Source organism: Alphaproteobacteria bacterium, from assembly GCA_019635875.1.
Lineage (GTDB): Bacteria > Pseudomonadota > Alphaproteobacteria > Reyranellales > Reyranellaceae > JAFAZJ01.
The window spans coordinates 539,429-553,175 of sequence record JAHBYP010000005.1; the positions used below are offsets into that span (position 1 = coordinate 539,429).

Consider the following 13,747-nt stretch of genomic DNA (forward strand, 5'->3'; position numbering starts at 1 on the left):
CCCAGCGTTCGTCTTCGACATCCCCCTTCCGCCCTTCGGGCACCTTCCCCCTCCGGGGGAAGGAGTCTTACCGCCACATCGGGCGGCCGAAATCGACCTGATTGCGCTGGGTGAGCGCGCCGGCGGCACCGCCGACCACGGCGCCGAGCAGCGCGCCTTCGAGCGGCGCGCCGACCAGCAGGCCGCCCAGCATGCCGGCGCCGGCGCCCATGCCCGCGCCACTCAGCCCGCGATCCATCGGGTTGTCGCCGCAGGCGCCGAGCGCCAGCGACAGGCTCATCAGGGCCGCGAGGCCAAGGCGTTTCATGGACGTCCTCCGCAATCAATTCAGGGGGCCATATAACCCGCCGAGCAGGGCGGCGGCCGGACAGGATCGCGGCGGCCAAATGGCTTCGGGTATCGGCCTGTGACAGGCGGCTACTTCAGGCCGAAGACCGGCTGCGGCTCGGCGATGTCCTTGAGCGGGTGCTCGCCCAGGGGCACCGCATCGCCCTCGGGCAGCAGCGCCGCCAGCGCCGCCGACAGCAGCACCGGCCGGCCGATCGTCGGGCAGAGCCGCTCCAGCCGCGCCGCATAGTTCACGGCCGGGCCGATGACGGTGAAGTCCAGCCGCGAGCTGGCGCCGATATTGCCGAAATTCACCTCGCCGACATGCAGCGCCAGGCCGAAGCGCACCACGGGCTCACCGTCGGTCTCGCGCCGCCTGTTGAGCGCGTCCATGGCGCGCTGCGCCTCGAGCGCGGCCAGCACGGCGCGCTGGGCGATGAAGCGGCGCTGCGTGGCCACGGCGACCGGAAACATCGCCAGCATGCCGTCGCCCATGAATTTCAGGATCTCGCCGCCGGCGCCGCTGACGGCCGCCCCCATGGCACCGAAATAGTCGTTGAGCAGGGTGATGACGCTGTCGCGCGGCAGGCTGTCGGAGACCCGGGTGAAGCCGCGCAGGTCGCAGTACCAGATTACCGCCTCGATGGTCTGGCCGCCGCCGCGCCGGACCTCGCCTGCCAGGATGCGCTCGCCAGCGGCGTGGCCGACATAGGCGTCGAGCAGGTTGATCGCGGTGTCCCTCAGGGAATGCACCTCGACCAGTCGGGTGAAGGCGAACTGCAGCAGGAACATGCGGTCGAGATCGGCCGCCGAGAAGCCGCCGGGCTGGTCGGAGACCACGCTCAGGGCGTCGACATGGCCGGTCGAGAAGATCAGCGGCAGGGCGACATAGTCGGTGGCGCCCTCGTCCTTCAGCTGCCGCAGGACCGGCGCCTGCGGCTCGATGCTTTCGAGCCGCACCCGTACGGTCTTGCGCTGCTCCAGCACCGGCGGCAGCGGGTTGTCGAGATAGGCGTCGCCCTGGAAAAGCCCGTGCTGCGCGCTCTGGGTGACGATGCCGCGGCCGCGGCGCCAGAAATAGCCCTTGCCGGCGAATTCCGGGTGCAGGGTGCTCTGGAAGTAGGCCAGGCGGTACAGCGGAATGCCGGCGCCTACCAGCTGCTCGCCGGCCTGGGCGATCAGCTCGCTGGTGTCGGTGATGCGATACGCCTCGGTTACGAACCAGCGCGCCAGGGGATCGCTGTAGACCGGACCGGGTGTCACTTCGTCCATGGCCGCAGTCTAGCGGGAACCGTCGCGCGCCTGTGACATTGATGTCGCGGAGAAATGGTGACTCGACAGCAACTCGTCGGTAATCTGACGGGGTGACTGGGATTCCGGCCCGGTCGTCCCCACATTCGGCGGTAACGGCACGCGTAGTGCATGTGCCGGCCTGTGGCCGGGAGTGACGCGATGGTGAAGCAACGATCCAACAAGCGGCTGCGGACCCTGCTGGCGGCCTGTGACGAGCGCATAACCGATGCGGCGCGCGCGCAGCTCGAGGCCCTGCCGCTGGGCTGGGTGGCGCCGGTCGCCCAGATGTTCTCGGAAGTCACGCAGATTCTCGACGATTCCGAGCTCGACAGCTTCCGCTGGATTTCGATCGCCAAGCGCGACAGCCGCCTCGACGCGACCTGGACGGGCGCCACCGAATCGTCCGAGCTGGTCGAGCAGATCGTCGAGGTCGCCTCGGCGGAGTTGGCCTGTTCCTGCGTGCGCTGCGGCCGCCCGGCCGTGCGCAGCCCGGAGATGACCGGCGATCCGCTGTGCCTGCGCCACGCCAGCCTGCAGATCGCCACCGCCGACTGGAAGGCCCAGGCCGAGGAGCTCGGCCGCAACATCCACGAGCTGATGGGCAAGGTTTCGGAGTCGGCCGCCGCGGCGAAATCCGCCGCCTCCTCCTCGGCCGCCGTCGCCAAATCGGCCGCCGCCGCGCTGCCCGCCCTGATGGCCGAGGCGCAGGCCTATTTCCGCATGCCCGACGCCGATGCCGCACCGCTGATCGCGCAGATCCGCGAGGCGCTGTCGAAGTTCGACCGCGAGGTCCGCCAGTCCGTCGGCACGACCATCGTCAGCGAGTCGCAGAAGATGCTGGCCGGCGCCGCCCGCGCGCTGCCGCCGCGCCGCCGCGGCCCGGCGTAGGTCGGGGCGCGCCCCCAGCCCTACTCCGCCGCCTTCGCCTGGTCGCGATAGGCCGTGCGTCGCGCGTCCCACTCGTTGGCGCCGAAACGCGCGAAGGTCTCGCGCAGCGGCACGCCGCCTGCGATCCTGGGGTGCCGGTTGGTCTTCCTGAGCTCGGCCAACTGCTGGTCGCAGGCGGCGATGATCGCGGCGAACAGCAGGCCGGGGAAGATCGCCACCGCGTAGCCCATCGCCTCGGCGTCGGCCATGTCGATGTCGGGCGTCTTGCCGCCGCGCACGACGTTGAGCAGGCACGGACCGTTCACCCGCTTCGGCACCGCGGCGATCTCCTCCATGGTCTGCGGCGCCTCGACGAAGGCGATGTCGGCGCCGTTGGCCAGCGCCGCGTTGGCGCGCGCGATCGCCTCCTCGAGGCCGACCACGGCGCGCGCGTCGGTGCGGGCGATGATCGCGAAGTCGGGCGAGCGGCGCGCCGCCGCGGCGGCGCGGATCTTGGCGATGTAGTCGTCGCGCGGGATCAGCTCCTTGTCGTCCAGGTGCCCGCACTTCTTGGGGAACACCTGGTCCTCGATATGGATCGCCGCGACACCGGCGCGCTCGAACTCCTGCACGGTGCGGAAGACGTTGAGCTCGTTGCCGTAGCCGGTATCGGCGTCGCTGATCAGCGGGATGCTGAGCGAGGCCGCGATGCGCCCGGCATTGGCCACCATCTCGCTCATGGTCAAGAGGCCGTAATCGGGATAGCCCATCGTCGCCGAGGTGCCGGCGCCGGTCATGTAGGCGCAGGAGAAGCCCGCCTGCTCGATCAGCCGCCCGGTGATGCCGTCGATCGCGCCCGGCGCGACGATCAGCTTCTTCGTGCGCAGCAGGGCGCGCAATTGTGCCGCCGACATGGTTTCCTCCCTCTGATTCCTCAGCCCGTCCAGCCGATGAAGCGCCGCATCGCCCCGCCCATCACCAGCTCGAGGTCGCGACCCTTGAGCCACGGCAGCTCCTCGGTGAAAAGCGTGACGCACTGGCGCCACGAGCACGGCATGCGCGTGATGTCGGTGCCCCAGAACATGCGTTGCGGCCCGAAGGCGTCGAACATGCGATGCAGCGGATCGTGCACCGTCCTGAACGGATAGGGCCCGCTCGAATAGCTTGGCGCGCCGGTCGCCTTGATCGCCACGTTGGGATGCTGGCGCGCAACATCGAGGAAGGTGTCGAGGTCCTCGAAGGCCTCGGCGTCGACCTTGCCACGGCGCGCCGCGCAATGGTCGATGATCAGCTTCAGGTCGGGGAAGCGGCCAGCGATCTCACCGACCTCGCGCGCGCGGCTGGGCACCAGCATGGCGATGGGGATGTTGTGCTTCTGTGCCTGCGGCCACAGCCACTCCATGCTGCCGTCGGTGAGCCACGTGGTCGTGCCCGGTCGCAGGAAGGCGAAGCGCAGGCCGCACATGCCCGGCCGCTGCCGCCAGCCCTCGACGATCGCGCGGCCGTCCGGCGCGGTGACGTCGAAGGCGTCGAGAATCGCGAAGCGATGCGGATGCGCCCTTACGGCCTCGGCCGCGACCTCGCTGCATTTCGGGTCCCAGCTCGGCGGATGGATGATGGCGGAATCGACGCCGGCCTCGTCCATGTCGCGCAACGCTTCGTCGGCGGAGTAGGACGTGACCTGCCGATGCATGTTCATCGGCATGCCGCTGGACCAGATGTGGATCTGCCCGTCGGTGATGCGCATCGTCCTCTTCCTTCCCTACCCCAGCGCGGTGCGGACAAGCTTCTCGCGCGCGGGATCGAGCCACGACGGCTTCTGATCGAGCAGCGCGAAGAGCACGATCTCGGCCACCCACTCCGAGCCGTACACCGTGAGATGCACGCCATCGTCGCCGCGGAAGGTGCGCGTGCGGCCCTTGTCGTCCCTCTTGATCTCGGTATAGCCGCCCGCCTCGTCGACGCTGGGCGGCACGAGATCGAGATAGGTCACGCCGCGCGCGGCGCAGGCGTCGCGCTGTGCCTCGCGTACCAGCGCCATGCGCCGCTCGAAGCCGGGATCGCGCATGATCGGCATGCCGATCCAGATCACCGTGGTGCCGCGGGCGATCGCGGCATCGAAGAAGCGATCCATGCGCTGGCGGTAGAGCTGCGCCCAGGCAGCGGTGCCGAACACGCCGACGGCGCCACCCTCCTGCAGCGGCCAGGCGTTCTGCGCGTCGTTGGCACCGGTCATCATGACGGCGAGCTGCGCGCTCTGACCGTCGCCGATATCCAGCAAGTCCTCGTAGGGCGTGCGGTTGAAGCCGGTCGACGCCTTGGTGGCGTTGATCACCCTGACCTCGCGGGTGGCGTAGAAGCGCCAGTACAGGCTGCCCCACACGCCCTGGCCCAGCGAATCGCCGACGACGACGAGATTGAGCGGCAGCGCCGGCAGGGGATCGGCCGGCGGCGCCGACGCCGTCTGCGCCAGCGCCGGAATGGCGCCGGCGAGCGCCAGCAGGCCCGCGAGGCTCAAAGCACGGCGACGCGTCAGGATCACCTTCAACTCGTCCTCCTCATCCGCGATCGGCGGCCGTCGTTGACTTCCGCGGCCGGCACGTCATGGTCGGCGAAGCATGCACGAGCCGGCGCGAAACTTCCAACATGGCTGAGCACGACATCGCGGTTATCGGCGGCGGGCTGGTCGGCTCGGCGATCGCCTGGGGCCTCGCCCGTGCCGGCAGGCGCGTGGCGCTGCTCGACGAGGGCGACGTCGCGTTCCGCGCCTCGCGCGGCAATTTCGCCCTCGTCTGGGTGCAGAGCAAGGGCCTGGGCATGCCCGAGTACGCGCGCTGGACGCGCGCCTCGTCGGATGCCTGGGCGGGCTTCGCGCAGGAATTGCGCGAGGAGACCGGGATCGACGTCGCGCACCAGCGCCCCGGCGGCTTCTCGCTGGCGCTCTCCGAGGCCGAGCTCGAGCGGCGCGACACCATGCTCAAGCGCCTCCACAACCAGTCGGAACTGCCCTACGAGATCATGGACCGCACGCGGCTGCAAAAGATGCTGCCCGACATCGGGCCCGAGGTTGTCGGCGGCGCCTACTGCCCGCTCGACGGCCACGCCAATTCGCCGCGCCTGTTGCGCGCGCTGCACACCGCGCTGAAGCTGCGTGGCGTATCGTATCTGCCCGAGCACGGCGTCGATCGCATCGAGCATCGCGGCGGCGTGTTCGTCATGCACAGCGGCACGCGGATCATCGAAGCGCCGCGCATCGTGCTGACGGCGGGCAACGGCAACCGCAGGCTGGGCGAGATGGTCGGGCTCGACGTGCCGGTGCGGCCGCAGCGCGGCCAGATTGTCATCACCGAGAAGGCCGCGCCGTTCCTGAACTATCCCGTGGTCACCATCCGCCAGACCGACGAAGGCGGCGTGATGATGGGCGACTCGCTGGAAGAAGCCGGCTACGACGATCGCGTCGGGCTGGGCGTCGTCGGCACGATCGCGGAGCGTGCGATGCGCATGTTTCCGCTGCTGGGCTCGCTCAACGTGGTGCGCACCTGGGCGGCGCTGCGGGTGATGACGCCAGATGGTTTCCCGATCTACGAGGAGTCGAAAAGCCATCCCGGCGCCTTCGTCGCCACCTGCCACAGCGGTGTGACCCTGGCGGCGGCGCACGCCACGCTGCTCGCCCCGCTGATCGCCGGCGGTCGCCTCACCGACGACTTCACCGCCTTCAGCGCCGGACGGTTCCATGTTCCACCGGCTGCCTGACCTCGCCGACGCGGCGCTGGTGACGCTGACCGTCGACAACCAGGCGATCACCGCGCGGCCGACCGACACGGTCGCCGCCGCCCTGCTCGCCGCCGGTCACGCCGCCTGCCGCGAGACGGCGGTGTCGAGCACGCCGCGCGGGCCGTACTGCCTGATGGGCGTGTGCTTCGACTGCCTGGTGACGATCGACGGCGTCGGCAACCGCCAGGGCTGCCTGGTGCGCGTGCGCGAGGGCATGCAGGTCGAGACGCAACGCGGCAAACGGATGGCGGGGCGATGACCGGGACCTGCGAGCTGGCGATCATCGGCGCCGGCCCCGCCGGCATGGCCGCCGCGACCACCGCCGCACGGCTCGGCGTCGAGGCGGTCGTGCTCGACGAGCAGCCCTCGCCCGGCGGCCAGATCTATCGCGCCGTCACCGAGACGCCGGTGCGCCAGGGCACGGTGTTCGGCGACGACTACTGGCGCGGGCTGGAGCTGGCACGCGCGTTCGCGGGCAGCGGCGCCGCATACCTGCCGGGCTCAACCGTCTTCAGCGTCGCGCCGCGCGTCGAGGACGGCCGGCGCGAGATCGGCATCTCCAGCGGCGGCAAGGCACGGTTGATGCAAGCGCGCCACGTCATCGTCGCGACGGGCGCGCAGGAGCGGCCGATGCCGATACCCGGCTGGACGCTGCCCGGCGTGCTGACCGCCGGCGCGGCGCAGATCCTGCTCAAGAGCGCCGGCCTCGCGCCGTCGGGCCGCACGGTGCTGGCCGGCAGCGGCCCGCTGCTGTGGCTGCTCGCCGCCCAGCTGCTGCGCGCCGGCGGCACGTTGAGCGCGATCCTCGACACGACGCCGCGCATCGGCATCGGCCTCGACATGCTGTCCTTCGCGGCCTCGCCCTATCTGCTCAAGGGATTGGCGCTGATGCGCGAGACCAGGCGTCACCTGATGCCGCAGCGCGGCGTGAGCGGCCTGCGCGCCGAGGGCGACACGCGCCTGCGCCGTGTGTCATTCGCCGATCGCAGCGCCGCCGCGCGTCACATCGAGTGCGATACGCTGCTGCTGCACCAGGGCGTGGTGCCCAACGCCAACCTCGCGATGTCGATCGGCTGTGCCCATCGCTGGGACGACGCGCAGCTCTGCTTCGTGCCGATGCTCGATGCCTGGGGTCACAGCAGCGCCGATGGCGTGTCGATCGCCGGCGACGGCGCGGGCATCGCCGGTGCGGAGGCCGCGGCCGAGCGCGGCCGGCTGGCGGCGCTCGACGCGGCATGCCGGCTGGGCCGGATCGATGAGCCGACGCGTGAGCGCGAGGCCGCCGCACCGCGGCGTGCCCTGGCGAGATTCGGCCGCGGCCGCGCCTTCCTCGACCGCGCCTTCCGGCCGATCGAGGCGCATCGCATTCCCGCCGGCGACACCATCGCCTGCCGCTGCGAGGAGGTGAGCGCAGCGCAGATCGTCGAGGCGGTGCGCGTCGGCGCGACCGGCCCCAACCAGCTCAAGGCCTATCTGCGCTGCGGCATGGGCCCGTGCCAGGGACGCCTCTGCGGCCTGACCGTCACCGAGCTGATCGCCCAGGCGCGCGGCAAGACGCCGGCCGAGATCGGCCACTACCGCCTGCGGCCGCCGGTCAAGCCGATCACCGTCGCCGAGCTCGCCTCGCTGCCGCGCAGCGAGGCCGAGGCCAACGCGGTGGCGCGGCAATGACGCTTCGGTCCTGAGCGAAGCATCGCCGGCGCAGCTTCCTCCACAAGATCCCCATGTCGAGCACAGTCAGTACCGGCGCGCCGACGCGCCTGCAGGTGTCCCTGTTCATCGCCGGCCTCGTCGCCATCGCCACGCTCAGCCAGTCCTTCCGCGTGCTGCTCAACACCGTGGCGCCCGACGTCATGCGCGATCTCGGCATGTCGGCGGCGGTCTATGGCGTGGCGGTCAGCGTCTTCTTCCTTTCGCTGCTGGTGGCGCAGGTGCCGCTGGGCATCGCCTTCGACCGCTATGGCGTGCGCGGCCCGATCGCCGCGCTCACGGTGCTCACCGTGCTGGGCGCCGTCGGCCAGGCGCTGGCGCGCACGCCGGCCGAGATGATCGCCGCGCGCCTGGTCGTCGGCCTGGGCTGCTCCGGCTACTTCATGGCCGGCGCCGTGCTGTGCGGCGTGTGGTTCGCGCCGGCGCAGTTCGCCACCATGCTGGCGCGCGTCTTCGCGCTGGGCGGGCTCGGCACGCTGCTCGCCGGCACGCCACTGGCCATCCTCGCCGAGTGGCTGGGCTGGCGCGGCGCCTTCGGCGCCATGGCGGGGCTGGCCGTCGCCACCGGCCTGCTGTTCTGGTTCACCGTGCACGACACGCCGCCCGGCGCGCCGCGACGGCGGCCCTCGACCGGCTCGTTCATCGACATGCTGCGCGGCATCGGCCGCATCCTGCGCCTGCCGCGCATGCCGATGCTGATGGCGATGCACTTCTCCGCCTATGCCTCGATGCTGGCGATCATGGGCGCGTGGAGCGGTCCCTACCTCGCCGACGTGCACGGCATGGACGCGCTGGCGCGCGGTCACGTGGTGACAGCCATGGCGATCGCCCAGATCGTCGGGGTCAGCCTCTACGGTCCGCTCGATCGCGTCTTCAACACGCGCAAGGGCGTGGTGATCGCCGGCGTCGCGCTGACCCTGGCGCCGTTCCTGGCGCTGGTGCTCGTCCCGCTGCCGGCCACGTGGCTGGCCGTGAGCCTGCTGGTCGCGCTGTGCTTCTTCGCCGCCTACTCGGTGCAGATCGTGGCCCATGGCCGCGCGATGTACCCGCCCGACCTCGTCGGCCGCGGCGTCACCACGCTGAACATCGCCCAGGTCGGCGGCAGCATGGCCCTGCCGCTGCTCGCCGGCGCGGTGATCAGCCAGCTCGCCCAGGGCGGACCGCGCAGCGACTTCGTCTATCGCATGGGCTTCGGCGCGGTGGCCGCCGTGCTGCTGGTCTCGGCACTGTGCTACCTCGCCGTGCCCGACCGGCGCCCGCGCGGCTGAGCGCGGCGCGATGATTGCAGATCCGATGAGAAAATATGCCGCATTCGATTGAGGTCGGCTCGCAAGCCGCTTTTGCAAAAGCAAAAAGCGCCCTCACCTCATGTGCCTTCTTCGCCCCGGCCCGGCCCCCATCGGGCGGTTTGACGGCATGGGTCTTGCCCAGCTAACCCCCTGACGCTACACACGCTTCGGCCGTCGCACAGGCGACGGGCCCGGGGGACGTCAATGGCCGTGAAGAAAGGCAAGACCGCAGCAAGAAAGTCGCCGCCCAGGAAGGCCGTCAGCAAGCCGGCAACGAAGAAGGCCGTCACGAAGGCCGCGAGCAGGGCTGCGGGCAAGGCGTCGAAAGCCAGCGCATCGGCGGGTGCGCGCGACACGGCGCGGCTGCTGCTGGAGATCGAGGCGGTCCATTGCCGGGCCGACAAGCCCTTCATCTTCACCTCGGGCCGCGCCAGCCCGGTCTACATCGACTGCCGCAAGATCATTTCGTTCCCCGAGGCGCGGGCGAAGATCATGGCGCATGCCCACAAGCTGATCGGCGACACGATCGGCTGGTCGAAGATCGACGTCGTCGCCGGCGGCGAGACGGCGGGCATCCCGTTCTCGGCCTTCATCGCCCAGACGGCGAAGAAGCCGATGATCTACGTGCGCAAGCAGCCCAAGGGCTTCGGCCGCATGGCTCAGATCGAGGGCGAGCTGAAGCCCGGCCAGCGCGTGCTGCTGGTCGAGGATCTCGCCACCGACGGCGGCAGCAAGGTCAATTTCATCGAGGCGCTGCGCAAGGCCGACGCCAAGGTCACCGACTGCTTCGTGATCTTCCACTACGGCATCTTTGCCCAGAGCATCGACACGCTCTCGCTGATGGGCGTGAAGCTGCATGCGCTCGCCACCTGGTGGGATGTGCTCGACGCGGCCGAACGTCACAAGTACTTCGACGCCCAGGGCCTGGCCGAGACCCGCGCCTTCCTCGAATCGCCGGATGGATGGTCGGCCACCCATGGCGGCGCCGGCCAACGGCCCAACCAGATGCGCCCGCCGATGGGCGCCATGGCCCAACCGCCGGCGCGCTGAAGCGGCAACCCGTCCCGCGACCTGCCGTTCTGGAGGAGACCCCGAACGGCAGGAGTTGCGTCATGGGCAACAAGCACGTCCCCATCTCGAACAGGAACGAAGGCGAGGGCAGCCGCAGCGCCGCGCGCGCCTACAATGCTGGCCTCAAGGAGCACATCGATTCCGGCAAGGTGAAGCCCGCCGCCGAGAAGGCGAAGAAGGCCGTCGAATCACCGGAGAATGCCGAATTGCGCGATGCCGAGAAGACCGGCCTCGCCAAGGGCCGCCACTGAGGCGCACCGTCGGAGGCCAATACCTTCCCCCGGAGGGCAGGGCGATCGCATATGGTTTGGCCTTGTGCCCCCCTCTCCCCGCTTGCGGGGAGAGGGTTGGGGTGAGGGGCTGCCGCAAGTGGCGCACCACGACTGTGCTCAACCTGAAACGACCCCTCACCCCGACCCTCTCCCCGCATGCGGGGAGAGGGGGAAACGCCATATGCGATCGCCCTGCCCTCCGGGGGAAGGTAACGTTCATTTCGTGCCCCTCAGCTGGCGGCGCAGGGTTTCGGTGTCGCCCAGCACCCAGATCGTCGCGATCTGTCCGTGCTTGACGGTGAAGAAGGCCGCGCCGGTCCAGGTCACCGTGTGGCCGGTCGGCTTCTCGCCCCACAGCGATTCGCAATGCAGCCCGCCGAAGGTCATGCGCGCGGCGGCGCTGTCGGCGTCGGCCACCAGATGGTCGATGCGGCAATGGTAGTCGGCGAAGGCGCGATGGATCTTGCGCATGTAGTCGATGAAGCCTTCGGCGCCCGCGCGTTCCTCGCCGATCGAGCCGCGGAACGACAGGTCGGCGGCGAGGATCTCGCGCGCCACCGCCTCGTCGGCGTGGTTCCAGACCTCGTCGTAGAAGCGCCGCACCAGTTGCGCACCCAGCGGTTCCGCCATCCTCCGCTCCCTTGCCTGGACATGGGCGCCGGTGCGACGCTTGGCACGCCGTTCCCGTCCGCGAGGCCGTCCTGATGCTCACCAGATCGATCGCGCTCGTCCTCGCCCTGCTCGCCAGCCTCGCCCCGTTCGCCCGGCCGGCGCAAGCCAAGGACGAGCTGGTGATCGGGCTGACCCAGTATCCCTCGACCTGGAACCCGCTGATCGGCGCCATGCTGGCCAAATCGGTGGTGCAGAACATGACGGCGCGGCCCTTCACGGCCTACGACCCGGACTGGAAGCTGGTCTGTCTGCTGTGCACCGAGCTGCCGACCCTGGACAACGGCAAGGCGCGCCTGGTCGACCTGCCCGAGGGCAGGAAGGGCATGGAGATCGACTTCACCATCCGGCCCGAGGCCAGATGGGGCGACGGCACGCCGGTCAGCGTCAAGGACGTCGAGTTCACCATCGCGTTCGGCAAGCACCCGCAATCCGGCGTCGCCTCCTCGGAAGGCTATCGCCGCATCCTCAAGGTCGCGGCGCACGACGAGAAGTCGTTCACCCTGACGATCGATCGCGTCACCTTCGACTACAACTCGACCGGCCTGCTGCTGCTGCCGGCGCATATCGAGAAGCCGATCTTCGAGGCCAACCCGCTCGAGTACCGCAACCGCAACAGCTACGACACCAACACCGCCAATCCCGGCCTGTACAGCGGCCCCTACCGCATCGTCTCGGCGCAACCGGGGGCGCAGGTCGTGCTGGAGCGCAACCCCACCTGGTGGGGCGCCAGGCCGTTCTTCCGCCGCATCGTCGTGCGCACCATCGAGAACAGCGCCGCGCTGGAAGCCAACCTGCTGTCGGGCAGCGTCGACTACATCCTGGGCGAGCTCGGCCTGTCGATCGACCAGGCGATCGCCTTCGAGAAGCGCCACAAGGACCGCTTCGTCGTCCACTACCAGCCGGCGCTGATCTACGAGCATATCGACGTCAACCTCGACAACCCGATCCTCAAGGATCTCAAGGTGCGCCAGGCGCTGATGCACGGCATGGACCGCCAGGCGATCTCGAGCCGGCTGTTCGAGGGCAAGCAGCCGGTGGCGCATGGCGGCTTGAGCCCGCTCGATCCGATGTACGACAAGCAGGCGCGCCACTACGCCTACGATCCGGCGAAAGCGCGCGCGCTGCTCGACGAGGCGGGCTGGCGCGACATCAAGGGCGGCGTCCGCCACAACGCCAAAGGAGAGCGGCTGACCTTCGAGCTGGTGACCACCGCCGGCAACCGCACGCGCGAGCAGGTGCAGCAGGTGCTGCAGAGCCAGTGGCGCCAGATCGGCATCGATCTGCGGCTGAAGGCCGAGCCGCCGCGCGTCTTCTCCTCGGAGTCGCTCAACAAGCGCGGCTTCAGCGGGCTCGCGATGTACGCCTGGGTGACGCGGCCGGAGGGCGTGCCGCGCACCACGCTGCACTCCAACGAGATCCCGACCGCGGCCAACAACTGGAGCGGCCAGAACCATCCCGGCTACAGGAACCCCGCCATGGACCGCGCGCTCGATGCCGCCGAGCGCGAGATCGATCCGCAGAAGCGCCGCGCCCACTTCGCGGAGATCCAGAGGCTCTACGCCGACGACCTGCCGGTGCTGCCGCTCTACCACCGCGCCGATGCCTTCATCTTCCCGCGGCAGCTCAAGGGCGTCCGCCCGACCGGCCATCTCAATTCCTCGACCCTTTGGGTCGAGCAGTGGCGCTGGGAATAGGCGGCACAACATTCCCCTTCAATGCTTTGTGCTCCTGTCTATGATCCGCGCATGTCCTTCGAGCCCGTCGAGCTGACCGGCCGCTACGTGCGGCTCGAGCCGCTCGCCGAACGCCATCGCGAGATGCTGCGTCCGGCGGCGCAGAACCCGCGCATCTGGGTGCTGACCACCTCGGCCTTCGGCGCCGCCTTCGATCCCTATTTCGACAACGCGCTGAACCGCGCCGCTTCGGGCATCGAGCGACCGTTCGTCGTGCGCCTGCTGGAGGAGGACCGGCTGGTAGGCAGCACGCGCTTCATGAACATCGAGGCGGCGCACAAGCGGGTGGAAATCGGCGCGACCTGGTACGACCCCACCGTCTGGGCCGGCATGGTCAACCCCGAGTGCAAGCTGCTGCTGATGCGGCACGTCTTCGAGACGCTGAGATGGAACCGTGTCGAGTACAAGACCGACGCGCGCAACCAGCGCAGCCGCGACGCCATCCTGCGCCTGGGCGCGACCCAGGAAGGCATCTTCCGCAAGCACATGGTGCTGGCCGACGGCCACATCAGGGATTCGGTCTATTTCAGCATCGTCGACGACGAGTGGCCCGAAGTGAGGGACGGGCTGGAGCGGCGGCTGAAGTATTGACGAACGTTACCTTCCCCCGGAGGGGGAAGGTGCCCGAAGGGCGGAAGGGGGATGTTGAAGACGGACTCCTGCGTTCGTCTTCGACATCCCCCTTCCGGCGCTGCGCGCCACCTTCCCCCTCCGGGGGAAGGTAAGAAGACCTGTCGCT

The 13,747-nt window shown here is 69.7% G+C and carries 15 protein-coding genes; 9 read left to right on the forward strand and 6 right to left on the reverse strand.

Features of this window, described 5'->3' with window-relative positions; genetic code table 11:
- Positions 1–67: 67 nt before the first annotated feature.
- Both KF889_20560 and KF889_20565 read right to left on the reverse strand, forming a co-directional pair.
- Positions 68–307, reverse strand: a complete 240-nt coding sequence (locus tag KF889_20560; GenBank protein ID MBX3501842.1) for a hypothetical protein — start codon at positions 305–307, stop codon at positions 68–70.
- Between the two features lie 110 nt (positions 308–417).
- A complete protein-coding gene (locus KF889_20565; GenBank protein ID MBX3501843.1) occupies positions 418–1,599 on the reverse strand; it encodes an adenylate/guanylate cyclase domain-containing protein in 1,182 nt (393 codons plus the stop codon).
- 180 nt (positions 1,600–1,779) lie between these two features.
- On the opposite strand from KF889_20565, the gene KF889_20570 reads away from it, so the two are divergent.
- Entirely contained in the window at positions 1,780–2,508 is a 729-nt protein-coding gene (locus KF889_20570) for a hypothetical protein (GenBank protein ID MBX3501844.1), read from the forward strand.
- Between the two features lie 20 nt (positions 2,509–2,528).
- On the opposite strand, the gene KF889_20575 is transcribed toward KF889_20570, so the two are convergent.
- The 3 genes from KF889_20575 to KF889_20585 are packed head-to-tail and all read right to left on the reverse strand — an operon-like array spanning position 2,529 to position 5,035.
- On the reverse strand, positions 2,529–3,401 hold the full coding sequence (locus KF889_20575; GenBank protein ID MBX3501845.1) for an isocitrate lyase/PEP mutase family protein: 873 nt from the start codon (positions 3,399–3,401) through the stop codon (positions 2,529–2,531).
- Positions 3,402–3,421: 20 nt separating this feature from the next.
- Complete coding sequence (locus KF889_20580; GenBank protein MBX3501846.1) at positions 3,422–4,234, reverse strand: amidohydrolase family protein; 813 nt, start codon at positions 4,232–4,234, stop codon at positions 3,422–3,424.
- 15 nt (positions 4,235–4,249) lie between these two features.
- Positions 4,250–5,035 (reverse strand): DUF459 domain-containing protein, encoded by a 786-nt coding sequence (locus KF889_20585; protein ID MBX3501847.1) that lies wholly within the window; start codon positions 5,033–5,035, stop codon positions 4,250–4,252.
- 98 nt (positions 5,036–5,133) lie between these two features.
- Here KF889_20585 and KF889_20590 point away from each other — a divergent pair, with 98 nt between their 5' ends.
- The 6 genes from KF889_20590 to KF889_20615 all read left to right on the forward strand — a co-directional run bounded on the left by KF889_20590 (position 5,134) and on the right by KF889_20615 (position 10,582).
- Positions 5,134–6,240, forward strand: a complete 1,107-nt coding sequence (locus KF889_20590; GenBank protein MBX3501848.1) for an FAD-binding oxidoreductase — start codon at positions 5,134–5,136, stop codon at positions 6,238–6,240.
- Positions 6,221–6,520: a (2Fe-2S)-binding protein gene (locus tag KF889_20595; GenBank protein ID MBX3501849.1), complete on the forward strand. Its 300-nt coding sequence runs from the start codon at positions 6,221–6,223 to the stop codon at positions 6,518–6,520. The genes KF889_20590 and KF889_20595 overlap by 20 nt, the downstream gene beginning before the upstream one ends.
- Complete coding sequence (locus KF889_20600; GenBank protein ID MBX3501850.1) at positions 6,517–7,932, forward strand: FAD-dependent oxidoreductase; 1,416 nt, start codon at positions 6,517–6,519, stop codon at positions 7,930–7,932. Before KF889_20595 ends, KF889_20600 begins: the two co-directional genes overlap by 4 nt.
- Before the next feature lie 53 nt (positions 7,933–7,985).
- Positions 7,986–9,239, forward strand: a complete 1,254-nt coding sequence (locus KF889_20605) for an MFS transporter (protein MBX3501851.1) — start codon at positions 7,986–7,988, stop codon at positions 9,237–9,239.
- Positions 9,240–9,464: 225 nt separating this feature from the next.
- Positions 9,465–10,310, forward strand: coding sequence for an orotate phosphoribosyltransferase (locus KF889_20610; GenBank protein ID MBX3501852.1), 846 nt, complete (start codon positions 9,465–9,467; stop codon positions 10,308–10,310).
- Between the two features lie 62 nt (positions 10,311–10,372).
- The gene (locus tag KF889_20615; GenBank protein MBX3501853.1) at positions 10,373–10,582 is read left to right on the forward strand and encodes a hypothetical protein; all 210 of its coding nucleotides are present in this window, start codon (positions 10,373–10,375) and stop codon (positions 10,580–10,582) included.
- Between the two features lie 237 nt (positions 10,583–10,819).
- Here the strand turns inward: KF889_20615 and KF889_20620 are convergent, their stop codons facing one another.
- Positions 10,820–11,233 carry an ester cyclase gene (locus tag KF889_20620; protein MBX3501854.1) on the reverse strand — a complete coding sequence of 138 codons (414 nt, stop codon included), beginning with the start codon at positions 11,231–11,233 and terminating at the stop codon, positions 10,820–10,822.
- Positions 11,234–11,307: 74 nt separating this feature from the next.
- Here KF889_20620 and KF889_20625 point away from each other — a divergent pair, with 74 nt between their 5' ends.
- Together KF889_20625 and KF889_20630 are read left to right on the forward strand one after the other, a co-directional pair.
- Positions 11,308–12,969, forward strand: a complete 1,662-nt coding sequence (locus KF889_20625; GenBank protein ID MBX3501855.1) for a peptide ABC transporter substrate-binding protein — start codon at positions 11,308–11,310, stop codon at positions 12,967–12,969.
- A 51-nt stretch (positions 12,970–13,020) separates the two neighbouring features.
- Positions 13,021–13,599 (forward strand): GNAT family N-acetyltransferase, encoded by a 579-nt coding sequence (locus KF889_20630; protein ID MBX3501856.1) that lies wholly within the window; start codon positions 13,021–13,023, stop codon positions 13,597–13,599.
- The last annotated feature ends 148 nt before the right edge of the window (positions 13,600–13,747 follow it).

Bases quoted from the DNA above. Each gene is read 5' to 3' on its own strand.
- KF889_20560 (MBX3501842.1), bottom strand. From the start codon at position 307: ATGAAACGCCTTGGCCTCGCGGCCCTGATGAGCCTGTCGCTGGCGCTC.
- KF889_20565 (MBX3501843.1), bottom strand. From the start codon at position 1,599: ATGGACGAAGTGACACCCGGTCCGGTCTACAGCGATCCCCTGGCGCGC.
- KF889_20570 (MBX3501844.1), top strand. From the start codon at position 1,780: ATGGTGAAGCAACGATCCAACAAGCGGCTGCGGACCCTGCTGGCGGCC.
- KF889_20575 (MBX3501845.1), bottom strand. From the start codon at position 3,401: ATGTCGGCGGCACAATTGCGCGCCCTGCTGCGCACGAAGAAGCTGATC.
- KF889_20580 (MBX3501846.1), bottom strand. From the start codon at position 4,234: ATGCGCATCACCGACGGGCAGATCCACATCTGGTCCAGCGGCATGCCG.
- KF889_20590 (MBX3501848.1), top strand. From the start codon at position 5,134: ATGGCTGAGCACGACATCGCGGTTATCGGCGGCGGGCTGGTCGGCTCG.
- KF889_20595 (MBX3501849.1), top strand. From the start codon at position 6,221: ATGTTCCACCGGCTGCCTGACCTCGCCGACGCGGCGCTGGTGACGCTG.
- KF889_20600 (MBX3501850.1), top strand. From the start codon at position 6,517: ATGACCGGGACCTGCGAGCTGGCGATCATCGGCGCCGGCCCCGCCGGC.
- KF889_20605 (MBX3501851.1), top strand. From the start codon at position 7,986: ATGTCGAGCACAGTCAGTACCGGCGCGCCGACGCGCCTGCAGGTGTCC.
- KF889_20610 (MBX3501852.1), top strand. From the start codon at position 9,465: ATGGCCGTGAAGAAAGGCAAGACCGCAGCAAGAAAGTCGCCGCCCAGG.
- KF889_20615 (MBX3501853.1), top strand. From the start codon at position 10,373: ATGGGCAACAAGCACGTCCCCATCTCGAACAGGAACGAAGGCGAGGGC.
- KF889_20620 (MBX3501854.1), bottom strand. From the start codon at position 11,233: ATGGCGGAACCGCTGGGTGCGCAACTGGTGCGGCGCTTCTACGACGAG.
- KF889_20625 (MBX3501855.1), top strand. From the start codon at position 11,308: ATGCTCACCAGATCGATCGCGCTCGTCCTCGCCCTGCTCGCCAGCCTC.
- KF889_20630 (MBX3501856.1), top strand. From the start codon at position 13,021: ATGTCCTTCGAGCCCGTCGAGCTGACCGGCCGCTACGTGCGGCTCGAG.